The sequence below is a fragment of the Rothia nasimurium genome, assembly GCF_928392795.1.
Classification (GTDB): domain Bacteria; phylum Actinomycetota; class Actinomycetes; order Actinomycetales; family Micrococcaceae; genus Rothia; species Rothia nasimurium_F.
In genome coordinates, this window is sequence record NZ_CAKMTJ010000003.1 from 246528 (window position 1) to 272015 (window position 25488).

Consider the following 25488-nt stretch of genomic DNA (forward strand, 5'->3'; position numbering starts at 1 on the left):
ACACAGCCACACGCCTCTGAACCAGCCACGAAAGAACAGCCATGGCCATCAAGCACAACCCAGCCAACACCATTACCCCCATCCTGCTCACCGAAGAGCACACCGTCGCCAGCGAAATCCCTGTCATAGCCAACCAGGAGCTCACCTACCAAACCGAAGCCCAGCTCGAAGCCGAATTCATCGCAACCCTCCAAGGCCAGGCCTACGACTACCTTCCGCTCCGCACCGCAGAAGACCTCAAAAACAACCTGCGCACCCAGCTCGAAAAACTTAACAACTACCAGCTCACCGACGCCGAATGGGAACGCTTCTACATAACCGTCGTAGCCAACCCCACCGCCAGCCACACCGACAAAACCCACATCATCCAACGTGAGCCCATCCAACCCTGCGTCCTCGACGACGGCACCATCAAAAACTTCAAACTTATTGATCGCCGCGACATCCACAACAACACCCTGCAAGTCATCAACCAGTACGTCACCGACGGGGGAGCAGCCTCAAACCGCTACGACGTGACCGTCCTGGTCAACGGCCTACCCCTCGTCCACGTAGAACTCAAACGCCGCGGGGTCGAAATTCAAGAAGCCTTCAACCAGATTCGCCGCTACCAGAAAGACTCCTTCTGGGCAGACTCCGGCCTCTACGACTACATTCAAATCTTCGTTATCTCCAACGGCACCAGAACCAAGTACTACTCCAACACCGTCCGCTACAAGCACGTAGACTCCCAGCGATCACAGCGTCGCCGTCGTCAGGCTAGTGCCGACTCCTTCGAATTCACCAGCTGGTGGGCCACTGACACCAACAAGCGAATCAGCGACCTCATCCCCTTCGCAAAAACCTTCTTTGCTCGGCACACCCTGCTCAACATCCTCACCCGCTACTGCGTCTTTACCGTCGACAAAGACCTCCTGGTCATGCGGCCCTACCAGATCGTGGCCACCGAAAAAATCCTGCGAAAAATCCTCATCGCCACCAACTACAAAAAACAGGGCACCATTGAGGCCGGCGGCTACATCTGGCACACCACAGGATCCGGCAAAACTCTCACCAGCTTCAAAACAGCCCAGCTCGCCAAAGACCTCGACACCGTACACAAGGTCCTTTTCGTCGTCGACCGCAAAGACCTGGACTACCAGACCATGAAGGAATACGACGCCTTCCAAAAGGGCGCCGCGAATTCCAATACCTCAACGAAGATTCTCAAAGGTCAGCTTGAAGACCCCAGCGCCCAAATCATTATCACCACGATTCAAAAACTCGACCAGTTCATCAAGAAGAACCCCGGCCACCCCATCTTTGCTGAACCCGTCGTCCTCATCTTCGACGAATGCCACCGCTCCCAGTTCGGCGACATGCACACAGCAATCACTCGCAACTTCAAAAAATACTTCATGTTCGGGTTCACCGGCACCCCCATCTTTGACGCCAACGCAAAAAGCGGCGGGAACGTCAAACTCCGCACCACGCAGGATGCCTTCGGCGAAAAACTGCACACCTACACCATCGTCGACGCTATCGGTGACAAGAATGTGCTGCCCTTCCGCGTCGAATACAATAACAGCGTCAAACTCGCAAACGGTGTAGAAGACACAGAGGTCTACGGTATCGCAGCAGAAGCCGCTATGCGCTCACCCGAACGCATCGAACGTATCGTGCACTACATCCTCGACCACTACGACCAAAAAACAAAGCGCAACGAAACCTACCAGCTCAAAGACAAGCGCCTTGAAGGGTTCAACTCAATCCTGGCAACCGCCTCCATCGACGCGGCTAGAGTCTACTACAGTAAATTCCAAAAAATTCAACAGCAGCGGTTAGAAGAGCACGGTATAGAACCCCTCAAGATCGCAGTTATCTATTCTGCCGCACCAAATAATGACGACTCAGATGACTTCCTTGCAGAGGAATCACTGAACCCCAGCGAACTCGATATGGGCTCATTTATGTTCCTACAAGAGGCCGTATCTGACTACAACGAGATATTTGACAGGTCCTTCGACCTGACTGGCGAAGGCTTCGACAGATACTACAAGGACGTCTCAAAGAAAATGAAGAACCGGGAACTAGACCTGCTTATCGTGGTCAATATGTTCCTCACTGGCTTTGACTCCAAGACCGTCAATACCCTTTGGGTCGATAAAAACATGAAGTCCCACGGTCTGATTCAGGCCTTTAGCCGCACCAATCGCATTCTCAACTCGGTCAAAACATACGGCAACATCGTCTGCTTCCGAAACCTCGAGACCGAAACCGATGAAGCGCTCGCCCTCTTCGGCAATAAAGACGCCCGTGCCACCGTCCTGCTCAAACCCTACGCAGAGTACCTCGAAACCTACCGTGAAAACCTTGAAGCCCTGCAGAAAGACTTCTCCCTCGACGCGCTGGGCTCAGGGGGTCTCGGCGAACAAGCACAGAAAGAGTTCGTCAAGCTCTTCGGTGAGGTACTGAAGCTCCGGAATATCCTGTCAGCCTTTGACGAATTTGAAGCTGACGACACTCTTGCTCCACGCGACGTGCAAGACTACCAATCGCACTACCTCGATATCTACCGCAGTATGCGGGAACGCAGCGAGAACAGTCCTGTTGATATTACTGAAGACCTTATCTTCGAAATCGAACTCATCAAACAGGTTTCGGTCGGTGTGGACCATATTCTCATGCTGGTCGAACAGTACCGGCAGAGCAACGGGACCGATGAGGAAGTGCGCTCGCAGATTAACCGTGCCATCGATTCAAGCCCCACCCTGCACAACAAAAAGGACCTCATCGAAGACTTCCTCAACAAGGTTTCCTTCGACAAGGACGACGTTCAGGGCGAATGGAAGAAACACGTTCAAGAACAGTCATCAGCCGAACTTAACAAGATCATTGAAGAGGAAAAGCTAGACCCTGAGCCTACACGATCGCTGGTAGCAGATGCATGGTTGGCCGGGGGAGTACCTACCCACGGTGAACGCATTGGTCGACTGATGAAGGGCACCGGATCCCGCTTTGCCCGACCCGCAAACGGCGAAAGTCGTGCTGCACGTAAGGAACGCCTTATTAACCGTTTACAGCGGTTCTACGAGCGATTCAGCGAAATCATAAGCTAGGTATACCTTCAGCTTAAAAGAGATCCAGCCCGCTACCGCCTCTAAGAGGTGGTGCGGGCTGAACGGTTAAAATAAAGACTACCAGCTAATTCGTTAGCCAAGCTAATGATCCCCATAATGAGTTCGACAGGCATAAATAACCAGGACGGTACGCCCGTCAAGCTCAGTAACCTCATAAACCAGTCGATGCGTCTGATCAATTCGTCGCGACCATAGCCCAGAGAACTCCCCTCGCAAGGGCTCAGGTTTCCCGATACCAGAAAATGGTCCGTTCCGTGTGATGTCCTTGATGAGGGCATTGATACGTTTGAGAGTCTTTCGATCTTCAGACTGCCAGTAAACATACTGCTCCCAAGCTTCATCTGACCACAGTTTATTCATCAATAAGCTCGCGTTCTGTGAGATTACCTCCCTTAACCTGAGCAACCGACCGGCGCAACATACTCACATTAGCCTCGGAATAAAACGGATCAATCGATACCTCAAAGGGAATCCTCTGCTCCCTAGTCATTTTCTTCGCAAACATCGAAAAGGCAGCAGAAACCGTAATTCCCAGCTCCTGACACAAGACCTCAAGGTCCCTCTTAGTCTGCTCATCCAAACGAACATTCACCACACTAGTAGCCATAACGTCCACCTTTCGTATATTCAATGTGTACTCATTGTATGTCTTACCAGTGGTAACTGGAAAGGGTGCGGCCCATACCTCCTTCTCCTTTCCACCCCACCGCGTCCTTCCCCACAAACCCACAAGCCAACAAACAAGCCGTGAGACAATAGAACCTATGGACTTCAAAGAACGCCTCAGCACCCCCGTCGTCATGGAAAACCCCCAGGCAGACCGCGTCAAAGACATCGCCAAACTTGCCACCCGGGCAGCCCGCACCAAAACCGGGCACTTCCTGGTCGAGGGGCCGCAGGCCGTCCGCGAAGCCCTCAAAGCCCACCAGGCCAAGCCCCTGCTCGACGCCGTCTACATCACCGAACGCGCCTTCGACCGCCACCCCGACATCGTCGACCTGCTCGAAGAAGCCCACGGCAGCCCCACCCCCGAGCCCGGCCGCAAGGTCTTCATGCGCATGGTGACCGAGCCCGTCCTCGCGGCCATGGCCGAATCCGTCAGCCCCCAGGGCATCATCGCCGTTGCCTTCCAGAACGATATTGCCCCCTCCGACATCTGGGGCGAAGGCGCCATCAACCCCAAGCTCATCGCCGTCCTGGCCCGCGTGCAAGACCCGGGCAACGCAGGCACTATCCTGCGGGCAGCTGATGCTGCCGGTGCTGACCTGATCGTCACCACCAAGGGCTCCGTTGACCTCTACAACCCCAAGGCGGTGCGCTCCACCGCAGGCTCCCTCTTCCACGTACCCGTGATCCAGGGCATCGACCTTGAAGATTTCGCCGAGGACGCCAAAGCCCAGGGTATCGGCGTGCTTGCAGCAGACGGCTACGGCCGAGTCTCCTTAGATGACCTCCAGGACGCCGCCTTCGCCCTGCGCAACGGCGTCGAACCCCGTAAGAAGGTCAAGTATGACCTGGCCAAGCCCACCATGTGGCTCTTCGGCAACGAAGCGGCGGGCCTGAGCGATGAAGAAAAGGCTGCCGCCTCCCTGCGTGTGGCCGTTCCCCTGCGCGGGGCCGCCGAGTCGCTGAATGTCGGCATGGCAGCTGGTGTCTGCCTCTTCGCCTCCTCCCTGGCCCAGAACCGCAAGGGCGACTAGTGGGAGAACAGCCTACTGCCGTCTATCCGGTGCAGGTGGTCGGGGCAGCTATCGTCGATTCTTTGACCAGCCCTACCCGCCTGCTGGTGGGCCAGCGCTCGGCCCCACCGGCGCTGGCTGGCCTGTGGGAGTTTCCCGGCGGCAAGGTTGAGCCCGGTGAAGCCTGCGAGGACGCCCTGCTCCGTGAACTGGGTGAAGAGCTGGGTGTTACCGCCCAGCTCGGTACCGAGATTGTCGGCCCCCACCCCCAGGGCTGGGTGCTGAACGAGAAAGCTGCTATGCGAGTTTGGTTCGCAGAAATTACGGACGGACGCGCCACCGCCCTACAAGACCACGCTGAGTTACGCTGGGTCCAGCTTGATGCCACGGTGCTGGAGCTGCCCTGGATTCCCGCTGACTTTCCTATTGTCGAGGAGCTGCTGGCGGGCGTCCGCGCCGCTTAAGCTGTAGCGAAGCGTCATAGAACTCGCCCCAGCAGAAAAATAAGGCATCTGACTTTCCCCTCCGGTATAGTGTGTAGTACGCAACACATCTTTCACATGGAGGTTTAGACATGTCGCAGACACCCTACGGAACTAACGACCACTCCGCACCGAACGACACCCAGGCCATGTATATGGGTGGCCAGCCCGGATTCGGGCAGCAGCCGGTAGCTCCCGACGCTGAGCAGAAGCACAAACGCTCACAGGTCATTCTCTTAGCTACAGCTGTTGTTTACCTGCTGGTGCAGGTACTAGGCTACGTGCTGACACCCGCAACTATCGATGTGCTCGGTGAGACCGTGCCCACCGACCAAAACCCCGTGACCACTGTGGCGGGAACCGTTATTGGTCTGGCACTTTTTGCTCTGGTGTACTTCCTTATGGCTAAGTACAAAAAGGCTGGTCGCATCACCGGCTATGTTTTCGCGGGTCTGGGAATTCTTGGCGCAGCCTTCTCGGCGCTGGGCTCAATCTACATTTCGATTATTGTTGTTGCACTCTGCGTTCTGTGGCTGGTTCTGGCCATCGTCTGGATTGTTGCGGTATCGAATAAGTCTGTTGCTTCAATCTTGCGCTAGACCTTATCTTCTAGCTGTGATGGGCCCTTCGGTTGATCCGGAGGGCCCATTTCTGTGCGAACTTCATAATCTTGAACCGTGACCGACTGGTCGCTACCCTGAAAGAAAGGAGGCTGATGATTCATGAAAGACAAAGAGAAACAGCAACTGGCCTTTAGTAGGGGAGAGGTGCCCACGGTTATCCGAGTAATGCAGGGCATTTTAGTGCTGTCGGGTATCGCTTACCTGACGCTAACGGTTACTTCCCTTGATATCAGCGGTACACGGGGAATCGTGAGTGCTGTTATTTCAATCGCCCTCACCTCTTTGCTGTATATCTGGGTTATCCGCCGCACCGGCACCTGGCAAAAAGCAGGAGCCGCTAATCTGCTCGGGTTTGTCTGTACTGTCATCAGCACTGTTTCGCTTCTTTCACTTATCTGGGTTACGCCCCTTGCTGTCGGCCCAATGGCTATGACCGGGTTCCTGGTGTGGTCCCTAGCCAACCTCACCTGGCTTGCCCTAACCTTTACTCCTAGCGCTCGGGCTTTCTTCGAGAGGGTAAGGTGAAGCAGGCTCGCAGCGAAGCTGTTGGCTCGGCGGCTGGCGTGAATCGCTTGTGAGCGTCAGCGAACCAGCGAGAGGGTCGGCAGCGAGCGCGAGCCTGCTTCACCTTCCGGTAAGTCTTTTCTCACTAGAATCGCATCGTTCACTAGCTAGACAGCCACAGCGCCCGGTCGGTATTTGCACTAAACTATTGTCTTGATGCCCTGGGCGCGGTAAGCGCCCGAAACCCACATTGTGAAGAGAAGTGCAGATGACTGATTCTTTGCCCGAGGTGCCTGAGAACCCCACACCCTTCCAGGTGCTGGCTAACATTCGCGCCATTCTAGAAAAAGACCCCGAGAACGGTCTGGCGACCGTCCGCGATGCTTTTGCCGCCGAGTTTGAGCGGGCCCAGAAGGAAATCGCCGAACAAACCCCCACCTTTGAAGATTTCAAGCGCGTGCGCCTGGACTTTACTGGCGAGAAGGCCGGTTTTACTCTGGCCAATAAGCAGATGCGTGATTTGGCCAAGGAGCACAAGGCTGAGGTTGGCAAGATTATGGGCCAGGTGCGCGGACGCCTGACCAAGGCTCTTGAGGCCCGTAACGCCCAGCTGGAAGAAGAGCGTGACGCCCGTATTCTGGTTGAAGAGGCTGTGGACGTCACTGCCCACACTCCCCGCCGCCGTATTGGCGGCCGCCACCCCATCAGCGTCCTGCAGGAGCAGATGTGCGATATCTTCGTGGGCATGGGCTGGGAGATTGCCGATGGCCCCGAACTTGAATCAGAGTGGTACAACTTTGACTCGCTGAACTTCAAGCCTGACCACCCGGCCCGCGAGCTACAGGATACCTTCTTCGTGGAGCCCACTAGCGCCCACTTGATGCTGCGTACCCACACCTCCCCGGTGCAGATGCGCTCCCTGCTTTCCCGCGACCTGCCCCTTTATGTGGTCTGCCCCGGCCAGGTTTACCGCACCGATGAGCTCGATGCTACCCACACCCCGGTCTTCCACCAGATTGAGGGCCTGGCCGTCGATAAGGGCCTGACCATGGCTGACCTCAAGGGCACCCTGGAGCACATGGCCCGCGCTATGTTCGGCGAAGAAGCCAAGATCCGCCTGCGCCCTAACTACTTCCCCTTCACCGAGCCGTCCGCTGAGCTGGACGTCTGGCACCCGGACGCCAAGGGCGGCCCCCGCTGGATTGAGTGGGGCGGCTGCGGCATGGTCAACCCCAATGTGCTGCGAGCAGCCGGTGTTGACCCCGAAGTTTACTCAGGTTTCGCTTTTGGTATGGGCATCGAACGTACCCTCATGTTCCGCAACGGTGTGCAGGATATGCGCGACATGATTGAAGGCGACGTCCGTTTCTCACAGCAGTTCAAGATGGAGATCTAACCCATGCGAGTACCCCTTTCCTGGCTGCGTGAATACGCACCCGTCCCGGCCGACGCAAGTGCCGAAGATGTTATGGCTACCCTGGTCAAGGTTGGCCTTGAAGAAGAAGACGTTCACCGCCCGACCGATGAGCTGACCGGCCCCATCGTGGTGGGGCAGGTGCTCTCGATGGAGCCCGAAACCCACTCCAACGGTAAGACCGTTAACTGGTGCCAGGTGCGCGTTGTGCCCGAGGGTCAGAAGCAGACCCTGACCGGTAAGGGCATTGAAGAGTCCGGCGTGCAGGGTATTATCTGCGGCGCCCACAACTTCAAGCCCGGGGATAAGGTCGTTGTCACCCTGCCCGGCGCTGTACTGCCCGGTGGCTTCGCTATTACCGCCCGCAAGACCTACGGCCACAAGTCAGCTGGCATGATCGCCTCTGTCAAGGAGCTCGGCATTGGTGAGGACCACGGCGGCATTCTGGTGCTCTCCACCCTGGGGCTTGACCCCGAGGTCGGCACCGACGCCATGGACCTGCTGGGCCTCTACGACGAAGCCGCTGAAGTCAACGTAACCCCCGACCGCGGCTACGGCTTCTCCATTCGCGGTATCGCCCGCGAATACTGCCACGCCACCGGCAACGACTTTGATGACTTCGTCCTCGACCTGGCCGCCAAGGCACCCGCTGCCAACGGCGCGGGCCTGCCCGTCACCCTGACCGACTCAGCCCCCATTCACGGTAAGGACGGCGCCACCCGCTTCGTTGCCCGCTCTGTTAGCGGCGTCGACGCAACTGCCCCCGTCCCCACCTGGATGTCCTCCCGCCTGCGCCTGGCGGGCGTCCGCTCCGTCTCCCTGCCGGTGGATATCTCCAACTACGTCATGCTTGAAACCGGCCAGCCCCTGCATTTTTACGATGCAGATAAGCTGACCGGCGGCATCACCGTGCGCCGTGCCGAAGCTGGCGAGAAGCTCACCACCCTGGATGAGAAAGAGCGCGAGCTCAACGTCGAAGACCTGCTGATTACCGACGAGTCCGGCCCCATCGGCCTGGCCGGTGTCATGGGTGGGGCCTCCACCGAGGTCTCCGACTCAACCACCCGCATCGTTATCGAGGCAGCCCGTTTCGATGAGGTTTCCATCGCTCGCACCGCCCGCCGCCACAAGCTCTCATCTGAGGCGTCCAAGCGATTTGAGCGCGGCGTTGACCCCCAGATTCAGGCCGCTGCTGCCCAGCGGGCCGTTGACCTGCTGGTTGAGCTGGCCGGTGCAACTGCCGATGAGGGCGTGACGGACGCCGGTGGCAGCTTCGAGCCCACCGTCATCTCCCTGCCCGCCGACTACACCGCAGGCCGCATTGGCATCGACTACACCCAAGAGCAGATTGTTGGCTCCCTGGAGCAGATTGGCGCCAGCGTTGAGGTGGCCGAGGGTTCTTACGAGGTTACCGTGCCCTCATGGCGCACCGACCTGGGCGCTAAGGAAGATCTGACCGAGGAAGTTGCCCGCCTGGTGGGCTACGATAAGATTCCCTCGACCCTACCCGTGGCCCCTCCCGGCCGCGGCTACACTGTTGAGCAGACCCTGCGCCGCCGGGCCCTCAACGCCCTGGCAGCATCGGGTTTGACCGAGGTCTTTGCCTACCCCTTTGTCTCCGATGAAGACAATAACCTCTGGGCTTCCCCGGTTGCCGGTGAGCCGGTGGACTCCATCCGCCTGGCTAACCCCATCTCGTCCGCCCAGGGCTGGATGCGCCGCTCCCTGCTGCCGGGCCTGACCGAGGTGCTCTCACGCAACCTCTCCCGCGGCTTCAAGAACCTGGCCATCTACGAGACCGGTTCCGTCTTTATTCCCGGCACCCAGCTGGGGTCAGCCTCCATCCCCGGTCTTGGCGTCAAGCCCGCCGACGAGGTTCTGGCAGATTTGAACGCCGGTATTCCCGACCAGCCCCGCCACATCGCCGGTCTTTTCGCCGGTGCTGAGCACGAGGAAACCCCGGGAATCACCGCCCGTGCCTTTGACTGGCGCGATGCCCTGGACTCTGTGCTATTGGTAGCCGATGCCGCCGGGGTAGAAGTCACCGTTGCAAACGGCGAACACCAGGCCTTCCACCCGGGCCGCACCGCCGTGCTCAAGAACGCAGCCGGTGAGGTCATCGCCTACGCCGGTGAACTGCACCCCAAGCTGCTGGCCAAGCTGAACCTGCCCGAGCGCACCAGTGCCTTCGAACTCAACTTCACCGCCCTCATCGCCCAGGCAGGCGAGGCAGTGCAGGCCACCGGTATTTCCGGCTACCCGGCAGCCAACCAGGACGTCGCCCTGATTGTGGACGCAGCAATCCCGGCTGCTGACCTTGCCGCAGCCCTGGCTGAGGGCGCCGGTGAACTGCTCGAGGACGTCCGCGTCTTCGACGACTACCGCGGCACCGGCATCGAAGAGGGCAAGAAGTCCCTGGCCTTCGCCCTGCGTTTCCGTGCCACCGACCGCACCCTGACCGCTGACGAGGCCTCCGCAGCCCGTGAAGCCGGTGTGGCTCTGGCCGCCGAACGCTTCGGCGCGGTTCAGCGAGCCTAAGGCCCGCACAAACCCCAGATTCGGGTAGAGCCCGGCGGACGCGCGTCCGCCGGGCTCTTTGTCTGCGCAGCTAGCCTGCCGGGCAGGTGCTTGAGCGAGGACGGGCAGTTTTCTGGGCGGCGGCGCTGAAAAGGCTGGGTGGTCGGTGAGACAGATAAGCCTTTTGGGAGCTGACGCGGTAGAATGGACTTCCGCCTTTGTATAGGCAATCACCCACAACCTCTGGAGATGCACCGTGAGCGATCAGCGCTACCTCGAAGACCACGACAACTTCGACGAAGATGACCGCACCGACGACTTCTTCACCTTCGCAGAAGAGGAAGAAGACTACGAGGAACCCCGCGGACCACTTGGGCCCAAGCTGGCTGCGGCGGGTATCATGATTCTGGCTTCCATCTTTGCCATTATCCTGCTGATTGGCGGCATCCGGACCTTCAACGAGGCCCGCGCCAACGAAGGCTACGAGGGGCGCTCATGGGTCATGACCGGCACCTTTGAAAAGGTCACCAGCGACCTGCAAGGTGATAGCAATGTGGCGACTTACACCGGCACCCTGCCTGACAACACCGCGATGACCGGTAAGACTTTCATTTCGGAGATTGCTGATCCTGTGCAGGTGAACCCCGGTTCTACTGTTGAGTTCCGCGGCTCCCAGACCGGTACCGTCAGCGCTGACTTCCCCGAGACCGTCGATGCCCTGCTGGTGCAAACCGGAGACGCTAACCTGACCGTGGTTCGTACCGGCGAAGAAGGTAGCCTGGTACCGGTGACCGAGGATACCGTAGCCTCCCAGAAGCGCAGTGCTATGTTCCGCCTGGCCGGTGCGATTCTGGTCTTTGGCGCCGGTGTTGCAGGCACCTTCATGATGATTCGCAAGCGTAGAAGCACTGAATTACCTGACTAGGTTTATTACCTAAACTAATCTAGATACTACATTCAATTAATAAAATAATAAATTATAAATAAAAGGGATGCCAATTTATCCGATTAGGCATCCCTTTTATATTTGAGAACGATAGAAATATGGATTTCTATAAACTATAGGGATTATTCATAAATGGCTCCACAGGCTTACGCTCGAAGCCGCTCCTATCGCCTGTTTTATCGTTCGCTAGACAATTTACGTCAGCCGCTGACATCGAGTTACTTTTGAGGTGGGAATAAGTCATCGTAAGTCTTTCCACATTCAACACAGACGGTATAGGGCGATTTTGGATTCGGCTTAAACCCAAAATTATCAGTATCATAATGGATAAGCTTAGGGCGGTAAGTTTCGGAGAGGCTATCTCGATGCACTTTGTTACCACAATATGCAAGATAAAAAGAATATCCGCAGTCGGTACACTTAAGCTTTCTCCCTTTTATCTTATGGTCTGATGAATCATCATCTATTGATACAGAACCGCAACGTGTACAGAAAGAGTTTTTTTCAGGATGTAGAATACTTTCATACTCGATGAGAGAGAAACGACTGGGTGTAGACATCTCAGGCGGTCTTGTAACTGCATCGTAAGGAATAAAATGAAAAAGATAATTAAAAAGTCTTCTCAAATCTCCAGTTTCATTTGGCCCATCAATTATATTTGAAGCATTAATACATAGCCCGCCAAATCTATAGCTAGGTTGCTCAAAAAAATTTTTTCTATCCTCATCTGCACTGTTTTCATATTTTCTTGAAAAATAATCTGACGCGATAACCTGGTCAGCTATTTCAATTGCGAAGTTTGGTTTGTTGAAAATAAATGAAGATTCACAGTGCAGAGATTTAATTTTTTCATCTGTAGAAGTAGGGTGCAACAAATATGAGCCGACGTGTGAGAATTCTTTAGTTTGGAATGAAACATCTTCGATAAATTTTTTATAATATTTAATGTATGCCTCATCAAAAATTGAATGTGGGACGCCCCATTCCGTGGTATCCTCTAGCAGCCTATATTTTGAGTCTAGAATGCAATAAAATACTTTAGAGGATAGATTGTTAAATTTTTTATCATCCGAAGAGTAATAATAAAGAATCTGGAAATCTGGACGCTTATTAGAGTCAATTATGCCACTACTCTCATACAAGAGAGTTATATGCAGAGAAACTGATTTTAGTTTCTTCATAAAACGAACTTCTATTTCTTTTGTATCAGTTTTTTGAGGGGATAGAGGTCTATTAGAGCTTTCAAGCGTAAACCCGAGATCAATAAAAAAATTTAGCAGAATGTAAAATGTAAAAGATTGATAGATAAAAGGCGTACTAGAAACTAATCTACTGTGGATCGCAGAGGTATAACAATTAGTCCAGTCATAAATATTATTTGTTAGTAGAACTGCTGTTCTGTACCTACTATCTCTGAAAAAATAATTTCTACCTTTCAGAAAAGAGTTTTTATCGAAGCTGACACGTGAAAATTTACCTGAATCAAGCAATTTTAAAATAGATTTTCCAACATAGTAGGAATTAACTATATTTTGATTATTAAAGCTATTTCCTTCGCTAATTTCTAACTGATATAGAAGTCTTCTGAGTATCTCAGTGAGGATAGTTTTAAGGTATCTATTCTCTGGAATATCAAAGTTATCGGAAAATTGATAGGATATTTTTTTGCTAGTTTGTTTTCCAGATGCGATACTTACTAAAATTTTCTTATTAAAGTTTTTGTTAGATGGATTCCATGTGCTTCGGTAACTTTTTATCACTGTAGATTGGGGTGAACTAACAATCTTCTTAACTACAAATTCTAGTTGCCGAAGTGTATTCTCTAATTTGTTATGGGACAGGTATTGTCTTTGTGCAAGACTGGAGTATGTGTTGTCAACCTCCCAAATGACTCTATTTCTATCTAAGAAGTTGAGCATATTGATATACTGATTAATGCCCATAACTGCGTCTTTGGGGACTATAAAAAGCTCGAATTTAACAATTTCTCCGTCAATATCAAATATTATTGAGATAATACCTGGAATATTCGTATAGCTACTGTTTAGTTTATAGTATCCATTTTTCCCCTTCTTAATAGTAATAGAGTTGATTTCCGAATAGATTTTGCAGTCTATATTCTCGGGAAGAGGAGTGGTAGAATTAAGCTTAAATAAACAATCACCAGTGTACGCTTGTTTGTATGCCCTATTATCTTTAATTGTGATTTCTGACGTAGGTTCGTAATTAAGTGAATAATTCATTGTTTTTAAACCTAGAAATTAAAGTAGGAGAAAATTCCTGTATTAAATCTATCCTCTTTCATTCTTCCGTAAATTTTGGATGCACTGCTTTGGTCTAGACCCTCGACTAATCCAGCAATTATTTTAATATTCTTGTCATCAGAGACTGAGGGATATCCGTCGAATTTAGGCAATATTTTCGTGTGAAGAAGAATATCAAGCATTTCTTCTTCTGAAATACTAAAAATTTCCCTAAAGTTCCATAGAACTCCAGCAGCAATTTTTGTTCTATAACTTGAGAGACTAATTAGGGTCTTTACTCTATCTGGTAATTTCGATATATCGTAAGAAGAGAAGTTGGGCAGAGAGTCTCCAAAAATCTTAGCAGCGTAGGTTGCAGAAGCTGAGGGGGAAGTAATATCGTTCTTACCAATGATGCTAGCTTTCGATATATTATCGCCTAGTTGATTAAAATTTATTATAAAACTACGGTCGATAACTTTAGGACTAAGCTTCTTTGTCGTTTCATCAACATTTATAGTGCCGACAAATCTTATATTAGGTGTAATAGCAAGATTCTTATATCTTATGATTTTTGATATAGAAGATTCTTCTTCCTTAGATAATATCTTGTTACTAGAAATAAGCTGTAAGGAGCGCTCTGCAAATTTAGGTGGTAAGAGTGATATGTTTCTTTGGGCGCTATCGTTACGATAATCTATTTCTATGCGTGAAAGAACAGTCGCGAGGTAGTATTCAACCTGCGAAATATTCATTTCATCGAGGCAGACTATAAAGAGTGGAGAACTTTCTTTCTGACTGTTCCATTCGCTATTTGCCCTGAGAATAAATTCTGTTAATTCAGTAGAAATAAATTCATTCGTTACCGGATTAAAGTATCCAAATAAATCTTGTTCTTCTGACCAGCTAGGCTGTACAGGAACTTCAAGTAGGTTAGCTCCAATACTCCAGGCGATATCCCTTGCGAAAGATGACTTTCCGGTTCCAGGTTCTCCAAAGAATATCAAGAGCTGGTGCGTATACAAACCGTATATGAAAAATTTTATTATTTCTTCGCTAAAAATATGGCCTCTGTGAAGTTCGATATTTTCACAAATTTTACTGATATCATCGGGCTCAATTGATTTTTTAAGATTTACAATTTCTGGCAATTTTTCACGCTGGTTTACGTTTCCCAAAATTTTTTCAAGGGACTCAATCTGTTTTTCTTTTTCTTCTATAAAAGCGTGAATGCTTCTTATTGAATTTTCTAGTTCTTTGATTGATCTCGAACTAGCTATTATATCCGAAATCTTTGAATGGATATCAGATATATTCTCTGCGAGATTTTCCAAAGAATAATCTATGCCGAAATTCTTTTGAAAATACTTAATAAATGCTTTTGCTTGAACTTCGAGCTCGTCGGGCAGTTCTATTAGTTGATAATTTTTTTGGATATGATTTTCAATATTTTTTATGTAACTTTCGAAAGTCTGCCTAAATTTATCTCCTAATGGTTTTTTTGTTATTAAATCTAAAAGGTTGATTACGTCAATAAAATTGCTAATTTTTCTAACATCGTCGCTTGATGTGCTCCAAAGGCCGAGCAGGCTGATGGCACTTGGGCTGGGTGCTGTGGTGTAGTCGACGAAGCCAAGGAGGGCAATATCGTCTGAGTATTTCTGTTTTTGTTCTTTAATCGAGAGCTCATCCGCAACTCTTTTAGGTATGTAGATTCTCTCGATTTTTTTATTAGGATCGAAAATATCTTTTGCGGGATGTGTAAAATATTCTCCCTTTTTCGTTTCGTTTTTAATTTCGGCAAAGAATATTGATTTTTCACTCATTGCATCTCCTTGATTTTACTTTTTAAAGTGCAGTATTGTTAATTCTATTTTTGTCATAATTTATAGAATGTTAGATTACGTGGCTTCGTAACATATTATATGCTGACTTTGGTTGTTGATGGGGAGTTTGGTAGAAATGTCCATACTTTAGTGAGTTTTTAATTTGAGAATAATGCTATCAAAGATGGGTGTAGTGGTGTGAGCGTGGGTGTGCGGGGGGGGGGGCTGTATTTCTTTTCCTGTTGCGCTGTGGTTTAGGTTGTGTGTTGGTGGTTTCTATCATCTGAATAACTCCTAAGTTTTGAGTCCCTGTGGTCCCAAATCTGTTAGTTGATTTCACATTGCGAAACGCAGTGCATAAATATTTACTACTATGTAAAAACATGCAAATATAGTGCTATGACTATTACCGTAGCTGTCACAGGAGCCACCGGGTACGCCGGTGGCGAGATTTTGCGCCTACTGGCAACCCACCCCCACGTTGAGGTGAAAACCGTGGCCGCGCACTCGTCCGCAGGTTCCCGCCTGGGTGATATTGCCCCCCACCTTCGCGCCTACGCCGACCTGGTCGTTGCTGACACCACCGCCGAGGCCCTGAGTGGCCATGACGTAGTCTTCATGGCCCTACCCCACGGTGCCAGCGCAGAGATTGCAGCCCAGCTACCCGAGAACACCCTGGTGATTGACGCCGGGGCAGACCACCGCCTTGAGAGCGCGGACGCCTGGGTCAAGTTCTACGGCTCAGAGCACTCCGGCACCTGGCCCTACGGCCTGCCTGAGCTGCCCACCCCCAGCGGCAAACAGCGTGAGAACCTGGTGGGGAGCAAACGGATTGCTGTGCCCGGCTGCTACCCCACAGCGTCCATTCTGGCCCTGGCCCCCGGTTTTACCGCTGGCCTGCTGGAGCCCACCGATGTTGTGATTGTTGCGGCCTCCGGCACCTCGGGAGCAGGGAAGAGCCTCAAGCCCCACCTGCTCTCAGCAGAGGTCATGGGCGGCATGAGCCCCTACGGGGTTGGTGGCTCCCACCGGCACACCCCCGAAATTGAAGAAAAACTTTCCACCGTAGCGGGGGAGCAGGTGCAGATTTCCTTCACCCCAACCCTTGCCCCCATGCCCCGCGGCATTCTGGCCACCGCTACCGCGCGCGTCCGCCCCGGCGTGACCGAAGCTCAGCTGCATGAAGCCTGGCAGGCCGCCTACGCCGACGAAAAGTTCGTGCATCTGCTTCCTGCAGGGCAGTGGCCCACCACCAAGAGCGTGCAGGGCTCCAACCACGCTGAGATGCAACTGGCCTTCGACGAGCACGCCGGGCGCGTCATCATCACCAGCGTCATCGACAACCTCGCCAAGGGCACCGCAGGCGGTGCCATCCAATCTATGAACATTGCCCTGGGCCTGCCCGAAAACGCAGGTCTGCTCCAGGAAGGACTCGCACCGTGACCGACACTATCCACCAGATTGAAGGCGTAACCACCCACGGCGTGACCTTCCCCCGCGGCTTCCGCGCTGCCGGCGTCCGCGCCGGTATTAGCGCTGTTGAGGGTAAGAAGGACGTTGCCCTGGTCGTCAACGATGGTCCGGTCAAAAACGCCGCCGCGGTCTTTACCAGCAACCGCTTCGCTGCCGCCCCCGTGCTGTGGAGCCAGCAGGTCATCAGCGACGGGCGGGCGGACGCCGTGCTGCTCAACTCCGGCGGTGCCAACGCCTGCACCGGTGCCCCCGGCTTCCAAGATACCCATGCCTCCGCTGAGCTCGTTGCTGACCTGCTCAATATCTCAGCCGGCGACGTGCTGGTATGCTCCACCGGCCTGATCGGCGAGCGCCTGCCCATGGACAAGCTCACCGCGGGTGCAAAGGACGCCGCGGCCGCCCTGGGCGTGAGCCCCGGTTCATCCCTAGCTGCGGCTGAAGCTATCATGACCACCGATACTGTCTCAAAGCAGGCCGCTATTGGCGTGGAAATTGAAGAGGGCGGCGCCTACCTGATCGGCGGTATGGCCAAGGGCGCAGGTATGCTGGCCCCGGGGTTGGCTACCATGCTGGTGGTCATCACCACCGACGCCCTGGTCTCACCCGACAACCTCGATACCGCCCTACGCGAGGCGGTGCGCTTGAGCTTCAACCGGGCCGACTCCGATGGCTGTATGTCGACCAACGACACCGTTATTCTCATGAGCTCCGGCGCCTCCGATATCGAACCTGACCTAGGCGTCTTCACCGAAGCCCTCACCAAGGTCTGCCAGGATCTCGCTCTGCAGCTCATTGGGGACGCCGAGGGCGCCAGTCACGATATCCACGTGCGCACATTGGGCGCCGCCAGCGAAGCGGACGCCGAAGAAGTCTCCCGGGCTGTCTCCCGCTCCAATCTCTTCAAAACAGCCATCTTCGGCAACGACCCCAACTGGGGCCGCATCCTCTCCGAAGTCGGCACTACCTCAGCCGCCTTCGACCCCGATAGGGTCAACGTCACCATCAACGGCGTACAGGTCTGCACCGGCGGCGGCATCGGCCAAGACCGCTCCCTCGTTGACCTCGCCGCAGACCGCAAAGTAACCGTCGACATCGACCTGGGCGCAGGCCAGCACGAAGCCACCATCTGGACCAACGACCTCACCCACGACTACGTCCACGAAAACTCGGCCTACTCCAGCTAACTGAAAGATCCCCATGGCAGAGCAAAAAAACGCCCACACCCGCTTCGACACCGCCCAACAAAAAGCTAAAACCCTCATGGAAGCCCTACCCTGGATCCAACAGTTCCGGGGCAAAATCATGGTCTTCAAATACGGGGGCAACGCCATGATCTCCGAGGAGCTCCGCGCCGCCTTCGCCGAAGACATGGTCTTCTTACGAACCATCGGCATCTGCCCCGTCGTCGTGCACGGCGGCGGCCCCCAAATCACCGCCATGCTCACCAAACTCGGCATCGAAAGCGAGTTCCGCGGCGGCCTGCGCTATACCACCCCCGAAGCCATGGACGTCGTCCGCATGGTACTCACCGGCCAAGTAGCCCGCGAACTCGTCTCCCTCATCAACGCCCACGGCCCCTTCGCCGTCGCCATGAGCGGCGAGGACGGCGGGCTCCTACGCGCCCGCCGCATCGGCACCGTGGTGGACGGCCAAGAAGTCGACCTCGGCCTCGTTGGTGAAGTGGTCGGTGTGAACACCACCGCCATCATGTCCATGATCCAGGCCGGCAAAATCCCCGTCATCTCCTCCGTCGCCCCCGAAATGCACGACCCCGAAAAGTACCCTGAACACAACCACGGGCTTGCCGGGCTGACCGGAGAAATCCTCAACGTCAACGCAGACACCGCCGCAGCAGCCGTCGCCGCCGCCCTCGGAGCCGAAAAACTCGTCGTCCTCACCGACGTCGAGGGCCTTTATGCCAACTGGCCCGACAAAGACTCCCTCATCTCTTCCCTCACCGTCAGTGAACTACGCGAGATGCTCCCCAGCCTAGTCTCCGGTATGATCCCCAAAATGAGCGCCTGCCTGCAGGCCGTAGAACAGGGCGTGCCCAGAGCCTCCATCGTCGACGGACGCCTCGCCCACTCGCCCCTGCTCGAAATCTTCACCGACCGCGGCATCGGCACCCAGCTCACCCCCGACAACGTCGACGACACCCCCTGGCACCACCCGGCCCCTGACTTCCAGGTCAAGCCGGTGACTTATTAGGACTACCCATGACACAAGAAAACCTCCTAGCCGACTACCGGAACGACCTCCTGGGGGTCTTTGGCGACCCCTCCCTGGTGCTGGTCTCGGGGCAGGGCTCACGCGTGACGGACGCCGACGGGACCACCTACCTTGACCTACTCGGCGGTATCGCCGTCAACGCTCTTGGCCATGCCCACCCCGCCTGGGTAAAAGCCGTCAGCGAGCAGGCCGCAACCCTGACCCACATCTCCAACTTCTTCACCAGCCCCCAACAGATCTCCCTGGCCCATCGCCTGCTGGGCTACCTGGGTACCGAATCGGGCCGCGTCTTCTTCTGCAACTCCGGCACCGAAGCCAACGAAGCCGCCTACAAACTCGCCCGCCGCCACGGTAACCTCCACGGCAAAGGCACCATCCTAGCCCTGGACCACGGCTTCCACGGGCGCACCATCGGCGCCCTATCCCTCACCTGGAAACCCGCCTACCGCCAGCCCTTCGAACCCCTCCCCACCGGCGTCAAACACATTCCGGCCACCCTCGAAGCCCTGGAAGAAAACCTCACCGACGACGTCGCTGCCCTCATCGTCGAACCCATCCAGGGGGAGGCCGGCGTCCTGCCCCTGCCCGCAGGCTACCTTACCCGCGCCCGCGAACTCACCCGCGCTCGCGGCGCCCTGCTCATCGTGGACGAGGTCCAGACCGGCATGGGTCGCACCGGCCGCTGGTTCGAACACTCCTGTGAACTCACCGGCGAAAACCTACCCGACGCCATTACCCTGGCCAAGGGCCTGGGCGGCGGCTTCCCCATCGGCGCCATGATCGTAGTCGGCGAAGACAACACCAGCACCCTCGAAGCCGGTATGCACGGCACCACCTTCGGCGGCAACCCCCTGGCCACCGCAGCAGCTACCGCAACCCTCGAAACCATCGAAGCTGAACATCTACTCGACTCCGCTGCCCAACGAGGCTCAACCTTCAGAGCCGCTATCGAAGAACTAGACGGTGTGGCAGAAACCAGGGGAGCGGGCCTACTCATCGGCATCGTCCTCACCGACGACACCACCAACTCCGGTGCACCCCTGGCACCAGCCTTCGTGACCGCCGCCCGGGCAGCCGGCTTCATCGTCAACGCCCCGGACGCCCGCACCGTCCGCATCGCCCCAGCCCTCACCATCACCGATGCCGAACTAGCAGAGTTTACCGCTGCCTTCCCCGCAATTCTGGCTGAGGCGCGACAGAAGTAAATGCAGATGGAAATGCAGATGCACGTCGCGGCCGCCCTGTACGCCGACTGGCTGGGGCTGGCATGAATCACATGCGAGCGCTAGCGAGCCTGTGAGAAGGTTAGTCGGCAGAAGGGCGTCCGCGACGTGTACTTCTATCCATCTATTCACATACTGCATAACTATCAGTAACTATGCATATAATGAAAGGTCAGCTGAAACGCTGCCCCTACCCCTAGGAGAAAACCGTGGTCCGCCACTTCCTCAAAGACACCGACCTCACCCCCGCCGAGCAGGCGCAGGTGCTCGATTTGGCTGCCTCCATGAAGGCGGACCGTTACGGCTACAAGCCCCTGGCCGGCCCCCAGACCGCAGCCGTCATCTTTGATAAAACCTCGACCCGCACCCGCTTCTCCTTCCACGCAGGTATCGCAGAACTCGGCGGCAACCCCCTGATTGTTAACCCCGGCGAAGCCCAGCTTGGACATAAGGAAACCATCTCAGATACCGCCAAGGTCATCTCCCGTATGGTCTCCACTATCGTCTGGCGCACCTACGCCCAGGCGGGTCTTGAGGAGATGGCTGAGCACTCCCGCGTGCCCGTCATTAACGCCCTCTCCGATGACTACCACCCCTGCCAGATTCTCGCTGACCTGCTCACCATCCGCGAGCACAAGGGCAAGCTGGCCGGCCTCACCATGGTTTACCTGGGCGATGCCGCCAACAACATGGCCAACTCCTACCTGCTCGGTGGCGCCACCGCGGGCATACACGTTCGTATCGCGGGCCCCGAGGGTTACCTTCCCACCGACTCCGTCGTCGCAGAAGCCCAACAGCGAGCAGCCGAAACCGGCGGCTCAATCCTGGTCACTACCGACCCCGACCAGGCCCTGGCCGGCGCTGACGTCGTCATCACCGACACCTGGGTCTCCATGGGCCAAGAGGACGAAAAAGAAGCCCGCGCCCAAGTATTCAAGCCCTACACCGTCAACACCGAGGCTATGAATAGGGCTGATTCCAGCGCTATCTTCCTCCACTGCCTTCCCGCCTACCGCGGCTACGAAGTCACAGCCGACGTCATCGACGGGCCCGCCTCCGTCGTCTTCGACGAAGCAGAAAACCGCCTCCACGCCCAAAAAGCCCTCATGGCCTTCCTGCTCGCCGAGTCCAACCTAGCCACCGACGTCCGCACCGCTCTTAGCTAAACCGACCAGAAAAAGAGAAGAAACAATGGCGATTCCCTCCACCAAAACCGCGCGGCAAGCCCGCATCATCGAGGTGCTCCAAACCCACCGCGTGCGCTCGCAGGCCGAACTAGCCCAGCTGCTCACCGACGACGGGCTCAAAGTCACCCAGGCGACCCTCTCCCGCGACCTGGTGGAAATTGGCGCCGAGCGCGTGCGCGACGAAAAGTCGGGGCTGATCTACGCCGTGCCTAACCACCCCGTCCGTCGTAGCACCCAGGAAGGCCCCGACGCCCGCCTCGTTTCCCTTTTCAAAGAACTACTCGTGACCGCCGAGGCCTCAGCCAACCTGGTCATCCTGCGTACCCCGCCGGGAGCCGCCCAGTTCCTCGCCTCAGCTATTGACCAGGCCGGGCTAGAGCCCCTGCTGGGATCCATCGCGGGCGACGACACCGTCATGGTCATTACCCGCGACCCCAACGGCGGCGAAAAGGTCGCATCCCTCTTTCTGGAGTGGGCGGCCTAACCCCGCTGAGCAGGCACCGCACACACAGTTAAGCCCCGGTCTTCATCGTCGAAGACCGGGGCTGAATTAACGGGGTGGGCGTAGGTAAACCCGGTAGTGATACCGGTCTAACCCATTACCCCTCAAAAAGTTTCTTTATCTCGTCAAGGTCGAAGAACTCTGCCACATCAGCGGGAGTTTGCGACCCCAGGGTTTCGTCGGCGCCAGCATCGAGAAGCATGCGGGCAATCGGAAGGTTGTTACGGAAAGTAGCGCAGACAAGGGCGGTCTGGCCCCGCTCATTGAGACGGTCAAGGTCGGCCCCCTCATTGATCAGGAGCTGAACCATGTCAGCGTGTTCGTGATAAGCGGCCAAAATGAGCAGGGTATCGCCCTTGGCGTTGGTGAGGTCAACAGGTACGCCCTGGTCAAACAGTGATTTGAGGGCTACCGGCTTGTTATCACGTGCCAGATCGAATACCGAGTCAAGGAAGTCGATGTCCTGCTCGGTCAGGCTATGGTTCACATCTGTCATACTTTCACTTTCTCAAAAAGTGAGGCACGTTAGCAACCCTGTCTAGACCACCCTACAGCTCATGCCCGCCTTATTTAGAACTTTTGTTCAGAAGTTTTGAGGTAGAAGGTGTGAAAGAATGGGCAGGGCTAGCTAGGCTCGAAGAAAGGCAGACCCGTGGATACCAAAGACGCTGACCAGACTCTCGTTGCATCGCCTCAGCACAATATTGCAGCCCTACTTTCGGAGCGGGCAGATGATGATTCCCTAGCCTTAACCTGGGCGGGTGGAACCTTTACCTACCGTCAGCTGAACCTGCTGACGGCTTCCGCTCGTGACTGGCTCCTTCACCGCGGTGTTGAGACCGGCGACCGGGTTGCGCTGGCGCTACCCAACGTACCGGCTATGGTGGGCCTCTACTACGGTGCCTTGTCGCTGGGAGCGATTGTGGTGCCCATGCACCCGCTCCTATCAGCCCGCGAAGCGGCTTATCAGGTTCAGGACGCCGGTGCGCGGCTTTTGGTGGCAGCGGCTGGGACCCGGGTTGGGCAGGAATTAGACCAGGTATCTGCCGAGGTAGGAGCTTCGCTGCGCATCGAGTCTATAGCGCCCGAGGAAACCTTCGAGGTAGATACTCCCACCTTGAGTTCTTGGGCTCCGCAGGCGGTCGTCGGGGACGATGCTGCCGTTATCCTCTACACCTCAGGTACAACAGGCGCCCCTAAGGGTGCTACCTTGACCCATACCAATATGCTGTCGAACGCTAGAACCTGTGTTGATGTTTTTGGCTTCACCGCAGACGACGTTATCTTCGGTGGCCTTCCCCTCTTCCATGCCTTTGGGCAGACCGTATCGATGAACGCGGTACTTGCAGCGGGTGCTGCTATCGCCCTGCTCCCGCGTTTCACCCCGGGTGGGGCAGCCCAGCTATGTGCAACTGCCGGAGTTACGGCGTTTGCTGCAGTTCCCACTATGTACAGTGCCCTGGCTACCTATCTGGGCACTGACCCTGCTTTGACCCACCAGCTGCGGGGGCGCGTCCGCTTCGGCATATCGGGCGGAGCTGCCCTGCCCGCCTCCGTCCACGCCGATATTGAGCACCTGGTGGCCTTCCCCATCTACGAGGGGTACGGGCTGAGTGAAACTGCACCCGTTGTGTCCTTCAACCGGGCTGAATACGGCCTAGTGATTGGTTCTGTCGGCAGGGCTCTACCCGGGGTAGAGGTGAAAGTGGTCGATAGGCAGGGGCAGCCGCTGGCTACCGGTGAAGCGGGCGAACTGTGGGTAGCCGGGCCCAACGTCATGGCCGGGTACTGGGGCCGCCCCGAAGCGAGCGCCGAGGTGCTCAAGGGCCGCTGGTTTGCCACCGGCGATGTAGCCCGGCTCGATGATGAGGGGAACATCTTTATCGTTGACCGCCTCAAAGACATGATCTTGCGTAACGGCAACAGCGTCTACCCGCGGGAAATTGAAGACGTCCTCTACACCCACCCCGCTGTCCAGCTGGCAGCCGTGGTGGGGCAGCCCTCTGAAACTGTGGGCGAAGAAATTGTGGCGGTAGTGGTGCCGCGCGAACCCCTGGACGCTTCGCAGCAGGCCGAGCTGACCGCGTCCCTCGATCAGCTGGCCCGCCGGGAACTTGCCGCCTACAAGTACCCGCGTCGCTATGTTTTCAAAGAGGAGCTGCCGCTGGGGCCCACCGGCAAAATCTTGAAGCGGGTACTGGCAGAGGCCCTCACCCAGGAAGCCTAGGGGAGAGCCTCTACCGTTCACCCGTTAGGTTAGGCGGCGGCCATCTGCGCCCGGCGGGACTGCATGGACGCCGAGAGCGAAGCACCCAGCAGAATCATGCGGAAGGTGCGCTCTGCCGAGTCGGTCAGCAGCTCTTCACCGTTGACCAGGGCATCTTCAAGGTCCATGGGCAGGGGGATAATCGAGGCGAAAGCGTCGATGCCGGCATCGTGCACGCGGTAGGCCTTCTTACCGATAGAGCCAGCCAATGCGAGGACTGGAGCACCCGAACCCTGGGCGCGGGCGGCGATTTCTGCAGGAACCTTGCCCTTGGGGGTCTGGAAGTCGATAGCGCCTTCTGCGGTAACGACCAGGTCAGCGTGGCGGATTTCTTCATCAAGGTTGATGCCGGCCAGGCCGGAGTCGATGAGGGCCTCAAAGCGCGGGGTGAGCTCGGCACCGATGAAAGCCAGCCCTGCCCCCAGACCGCCGGAAGCGCCGGTGCCTGCGCCGGTGTGGAAGTCCATGTGCAGCTTGCCGTCGGTCATGGTCTCGTAGGTCTCTTCCAGCAGGTTGGCCCAGTGGGTTAAGGCCGCATCCAGCTGTTCAACCTGCTCGGGGGTTGCCCCCTTCTGGGGGCCAAAGACGCGGGCAACGCCCTTGGGGCCGGTTAGAATGTTGTGCTGGTTGAGAGCCAGGACGATGCGTACCTGGGAAAGGCGGGGGTGCAGACCGGAGTAGTCGATGGACGCAGCCTCGGTCAGGTGGGCGCCGCCCAGGGGGATTTCTTCTCCGACCTCGTTGAGAATGCGGGCACCCAGCGCTGAGAGGGCACCGGCACCGCCGTCTGAGGTGCCTGAGTCGCCGCAGCCTACCAGCACGGTGTGTACGTCTTCGTTATCGAGTGCCGCAGCAATGAGCTGCCCCACCCCGTAGGTGGTGGTTTCAGCGGGGTTACGCAGATCCTTAGGGACCAGGGAGAGCCCTGCGGCCGCTGCCATTTCAACGACCGCGACGCCGTCCTGAGCCCCGCCGAGCAGGGCGTAGTGGGAACGAACCTGCTGGCCAACCGGGCCGGTGACCTTGGTGTGTACGAGCTTGCCGCCGGTGGAGCCAGCCAGCATCTTTGCGGTGCCTTCGCCGCCGTCAGGAATCGGCATGGTCACGGTGTTGACGCCGGGAATGACGCGGCGGATACCGGAAGCAATGGCGTCCGCTACAACATCAGCTTCAAGAGAGCCCTTGAAACCGGAAGGTGCGATCAGAATACGCTGGGGAATGGACATAGTCATGGTGTTTCTCCTTGTAAAGGTGT

20 protein-coding genes and 1 pseudogene are annotated in these 25488 nt (G+C 55.8%); 15 read left to right on the plus strand and 6 right to left on the minus strand.

The window, feature by feature from the left end; all coding sequences use genetic code 11:
• Positions 1 to 41 precede the first annotated feature (41 nt).
• Complete coding sequence (locus tag L6963_RS05220) at positions 42 to 3098, plus strand: type I restriction endonuclease subunit R (protein WP_237206808.1); 3057 nt, start codon at positions 42 to 44, stop codon at positions 3096 to 3098.
• Positions 3099 to 3200: 102 nt separating this feature from the next.
• On the opposite strand, the gene L6963_RS05225 is transcribed toward L6963_RS05220, so the two are convergent.
• Together L6963_RS05225 and L6963_RS05230 are read right to left on the minus strand one after the other, a co-directional pair.
• Positions 3201 to 3479, minus strand: coding sequence for a Txe/YoeB family addiction module toxin (locus tag L6963_RS05225; protein WP_237206809.1), 279 nt, complete (start codon positions 3477 to 3479; stop codon positions 3201 to 3203).
• Positions 3472 to 3726, minus strand: a complete 255-nt coding sequence (locus tag L6963_RS05230) for a type II toxin-antitoxin system RelB/DinJ family antitoxin (protein WP_083093599.1) — start codon at positions 3724 to 3726, stop codon at positions 3472 to 3474. The genes L6963_RS05225 and L6963_RS05230 overlap by 8 nt, the downstream gene beginning before the upstream one ends.
• A 157-nt stretch (positions 3727 to 3883) precedes the next feature.
• Here L6963_RS05230 and L6963_RS05235 point away from each other — a divergent pair, with 157 nt between their 5' ends.
• The 7 genes from L6963_RS05235 (at position 3884) to L6963_RS05265 (ending at position 11263) form a co-directional block, all read left to right on the plus strand.
• Positions 3884 to 4819 carry a TrmH family RNA methyltransferase gene (locus L6963_RS05235; RefSeq protein WP_237206810.1) on the plus strand — a complete coding sequence of 312 codons (936 nt, stop codon included), beginning with the start codon at positions 3884 to 3886 and terminating at the stop codon, positions 4817 to 4819.
• Entirely contained in the window at positions 4819 to 5262 is a 444-nt protein-coding gene (locus L6963_RS05240; protein WP_237206811.1) for a (deoxy)nucleoside triphosphate pyrophosphohydrolase, read from the plus strand. Before L6963_RS05235 ends, L6963_RS05240 begins: the two co-directional genes overlap by 1 nt.
• A gap of 110 nt (positions 5263 to 5372) precedes the next feature.
• Positions 5373 to 5879: a hypothetical protein gene (locus L6963_RS05245; RefSeq protein WP_237206812.1), complete on the plus strand. Its 507-nt coding sequence runs from the start codon at positions 5373 to 5375 to the stop codon at positions 5877 to 5879.
• A 123-nt stretch (positions 5880 to 6002) separates the two neighbouring features.
• Positions 6003 to 6428 (plus strand): hypothetical protein, encoded by a 426-nt coding sequence (locus tag L6963_RS05250; RefSeq protein WP_237206813.1) that lies wholly within the window; start codon positions 6003 to 6005, stop codon positions 6426 to 6428.
• A 247-nt stretch (positions 6429 to 6675) separates the two neighbouring features.
• Positions 6676 to 7803, plus strand: a complete 1128-nt coding sequence (gene pheS / locus L6963_RS05255) for a phenylalanine--tRNA ligase subunit alpha (protein ID WP_237206814.1) — start codon at positions 6676 to 6678, stop codon at positions 7801 to 7803.
• Between the two features lie 3 nt (positions 7804 to 7806).
• Positions 7807 to 10359, plus strand: coding sequence for a phenylalanine--tRNA ligase subunit beta (pheT, locus tag L6963_RS05260; RefSeq protein ID WP_237206815.1), 2553 nt, complete (start codon positions 7807 to 7809; stop codon positions 10357 to 10359).
• Between the two features lie 235 nt (positions 10360 to 10594).
• Positions 10595 to 11263 (plus strand): hypothetical protein, encoded by a 669-nt coding sequence (locus tag L6963_RS05265; RefSeq protein WP_237206816.1) that lies wholly within the window; start codon positions 10595 to 10597, stop codon positions 11261 to 11263.
• 239 nt (positions 11264 to 11502) lie between these two features.
• On the opposite strand, the gene L6963_RS05270 is transcribed toward L6963_RS05265, so the two are convergent.
• Together L6963_RS05270 and L6963_RS05275 are read right to left on the minus strand one after the other, a co-directional pair.
• Positions 11503 to 13527, minus strand: a complete 2025-nt coding sequence (locus L6963_RS05270; protein ID WP_237206817.1) for a hypothetical protein — start codon at positions 13525 to 13527, stop codon at positions 11503 to 11505.
• An 11-nt stretch (positions 13528 to 13538) separates the two neighbouring features.
• Complete coding sequence (locus tag L6963_RS05275; protein WP_237206818.1) at positions 13539 to 15353, minus strand: AAA family ATPase; 1815 nt, start codon at positions 15351 to 15353, stop codon at positions 13539 to 13541.
• A gap of 399 nt (positions 15354 to 15752) precedes the next feature.
• Here L6963_RS05275 and argC point away from each other — a divergent pair, with 399 nt between their 5' ends.
• The 6 genes and pseudogenes from argC to L6963_RS05305 all read left to right on the plus strand — a co-directional run.
• Positions 15753 to 16796, plus strand: coding sequence for an N-acetyl-gamma-glutamyl-phosphate reductase (gene argC, locus L6963_RS05280; RefSeq protein ID WP_237206819.1), 1044 nt, complete (start codon positions 15753 to 15755; stop codon positions 16794 to 16796).
• Entirely contained in the window at positions 16793 to 18010 is a 1218-nt protein-coding gene (gene argJ / locus L6963_RS05285) for a bifunctional glutamate N-acetyltransferase/amino-acid acetyltransferase ArgJ (RefSeq protein WP_237206820.1), read from the plus strand. Before argC ends, argJ begins: the two co-directional genes overlap by 4 nt.
• 13 nt (positions 18011 to 18023) lie before the next feature.
• Positions 18024 to 19034, plus strand: coding sequence for an acetylglutamate kinase (gene argB / locus L6963_RS05290; protein WP_237206821.1), 1011 nt, complete (start codon positions 18024 to 18026; stop codon positions 19032 to 19034).
• Positions 19035 to 19042: 8 nt separating this feature from the next.
• Complete coding sequence (locus L6963_RS05295; RefSeq protein ID WP_237206822.1) at positions 19043 to 20260, plus strand: acetylornithine transaminase; 1218 nt, start codon at positions 19043 to 19045, stop codon at positions 20258 to 20260.
• 227 nt (positions 20261 to 20487) lie between these two features.
• Entirely contained in the window at positions 20488 to 21444 is a 957-nt protein-coding gene (argF, locus tag L6963_RS05300) for an ornithine carbamoyltransferase (protein WP_237206823.1), read from the plus strand.
• Between the two features lie 16 nt (positions 21445 to 21460).
• Positions 21461 to 21949, plus strand: a pseudogene (locus L6963_RS05305) (arginine repressor); the annotation flags it as partial.
• A 115-nt stretch (positions 21950 to 22064) separates the two neighbouring features.
• On the opposite strand, the gene L6963_RS05310 reads toward L6963_RS05305, so the two are convergent.
• Entirely contained in the window at positions 22065 to 22463 is a 399-nt protein-coding gene (locus tag L6963_RS05310) for an ankyrin repeat domain-containing protein (protein ID WP_237206824.1), read from the minus strand.
• 156 nt (positions 22464 to 22619) lie between these two features.
• Between L6963_RS05310 and L6963_RS05315 the strand changes: the two genes are divergently transcribed.
• Positions 22620 to 24194 carry an AMP-binding protein gene (locus tag L6963_RS05315; RefSeq protein WP_237206825.1) on the plus strand — a complete coding sequence of 525 codons (1575 nt, stop codon included), beginning with the start codon at positions 22620 to 22622 and terminating at the stop codon, positions 24192 to 24194.
• Positions 24195 to 24223: 29 nt separating this feature from the next.
• Here L6963_RS05315 and L6963_RS05320 read toward each other — a convergent pair whose 3' ends face one another.
• Positions 24224 to 25465: a glycerate kinase gene (locus L6963_RS05320; RefSeq protein ID WP_237206826.1), complete on the minus strand. Its 1242-nt coding sequence runs from the start codon at positions 25463 to 25465 to the stop codon at positions 24224 to 24226.
• Between the last annotated feature and the right edge of the window lie 23 nt (positions 25466 to 25488).

Coding starts and splice junctions, on each gene's coding strand:
- L6963_RS05275 (WP_237206818.1), bottom strand. CDS start 15,353: ATGAGTGAAAAATCAATATTCTTTGCCGAAATTAAAAACGAAACGAAA.
- L6963_RS05270 (WP_237206817.1), bottom strand. CDS start 13,527: ATGAATTATTCACTTAATTACGAACCTACGTCAGAAATCACAATTAAA.
- L6963_RS05220 (WP_237206808.1), top strand. CDS start 42: ATGGCCATCAAGCACAACCCAGCCAACACCATTACCCCCATCCTGCTC.
- L6963_RS05225 (WP_237206809.1), bottom strand. CDS start 3,479: ATGAATAAACTGTGGTCAGATGAAGCTTGGGAGCAGTATGTTTACTGG.
- L6963_RS05310 (WP_237206824.1), bottom strand. CDS start 22,463: ATGACAGATGTGAACCATAGCCTGACCGAGCAGGACATCGACTTCCTT.
- L6963_RS05245 (WP_237206812.1), top strand. CDS start 5,373: ATGTCGCAGACACCCTACGGAACTAACGACCACTCCGCACCGAACGAC.
- L6963_RS05230 (WP_083093599.1), bottom strand. CDS start 3,726: ATGGCTACTAGTGTGGTGAATGTTCGTTTGGATGAGCAGACTAAGAGG.
- L6963_RS05295 (WP_237206822.1), top strand. CDS start 19,043: ATGACACAAGAAAACCTCCTAGCCGACTACCGGAACGACCTCCTGGGG.
- pheT (WP_237206815.1), top strand. CDS start 7,807: ATGCGAGTACCCCTTTCCTGGCTGCGTGAATACGCACCCGTCCCGGCC.
- L6963_RS05235 (WP_237206810.1), top strand. CDS start 3,884: ATGGACTTCAAAGAACGCCTCAGCACCCCCGTCGTCATGGAAAACCCC.
- argB (WP_237206821.1), top strand. CDS start 18,024: ATGGCAGAGCAAAAAAACGCCCACACCCGCTTCGACACCGCCCAACAA.
- L6963_RS05320 (WP_237206826.1), bottom strand. CDS start 25,465: ATGACTATGTCCATTCCCCAGCGTATTCTGATCGCACCTTCCGGTTTC.
- pheS (WP_237206814.1), top strand. CDS start 6,676: ATGACTGATTCTTTGCCCGAGGTGCCTGAGAACCCCACACCCTTCCAG.
- L6963_RS05250 (WP_237206813.1), top strand. CDS start 6,003: ATGAAAGACAAAGAGAAACAGCAACTGGCCTTTAGTAGGGGAGAGGTG.
- argC (WP_237206819.1), top strand. CDS start 15,753: ATGACTATTACCGTAGCTGTCACAGGAGCCACCGGGTACGCCGGTGGC.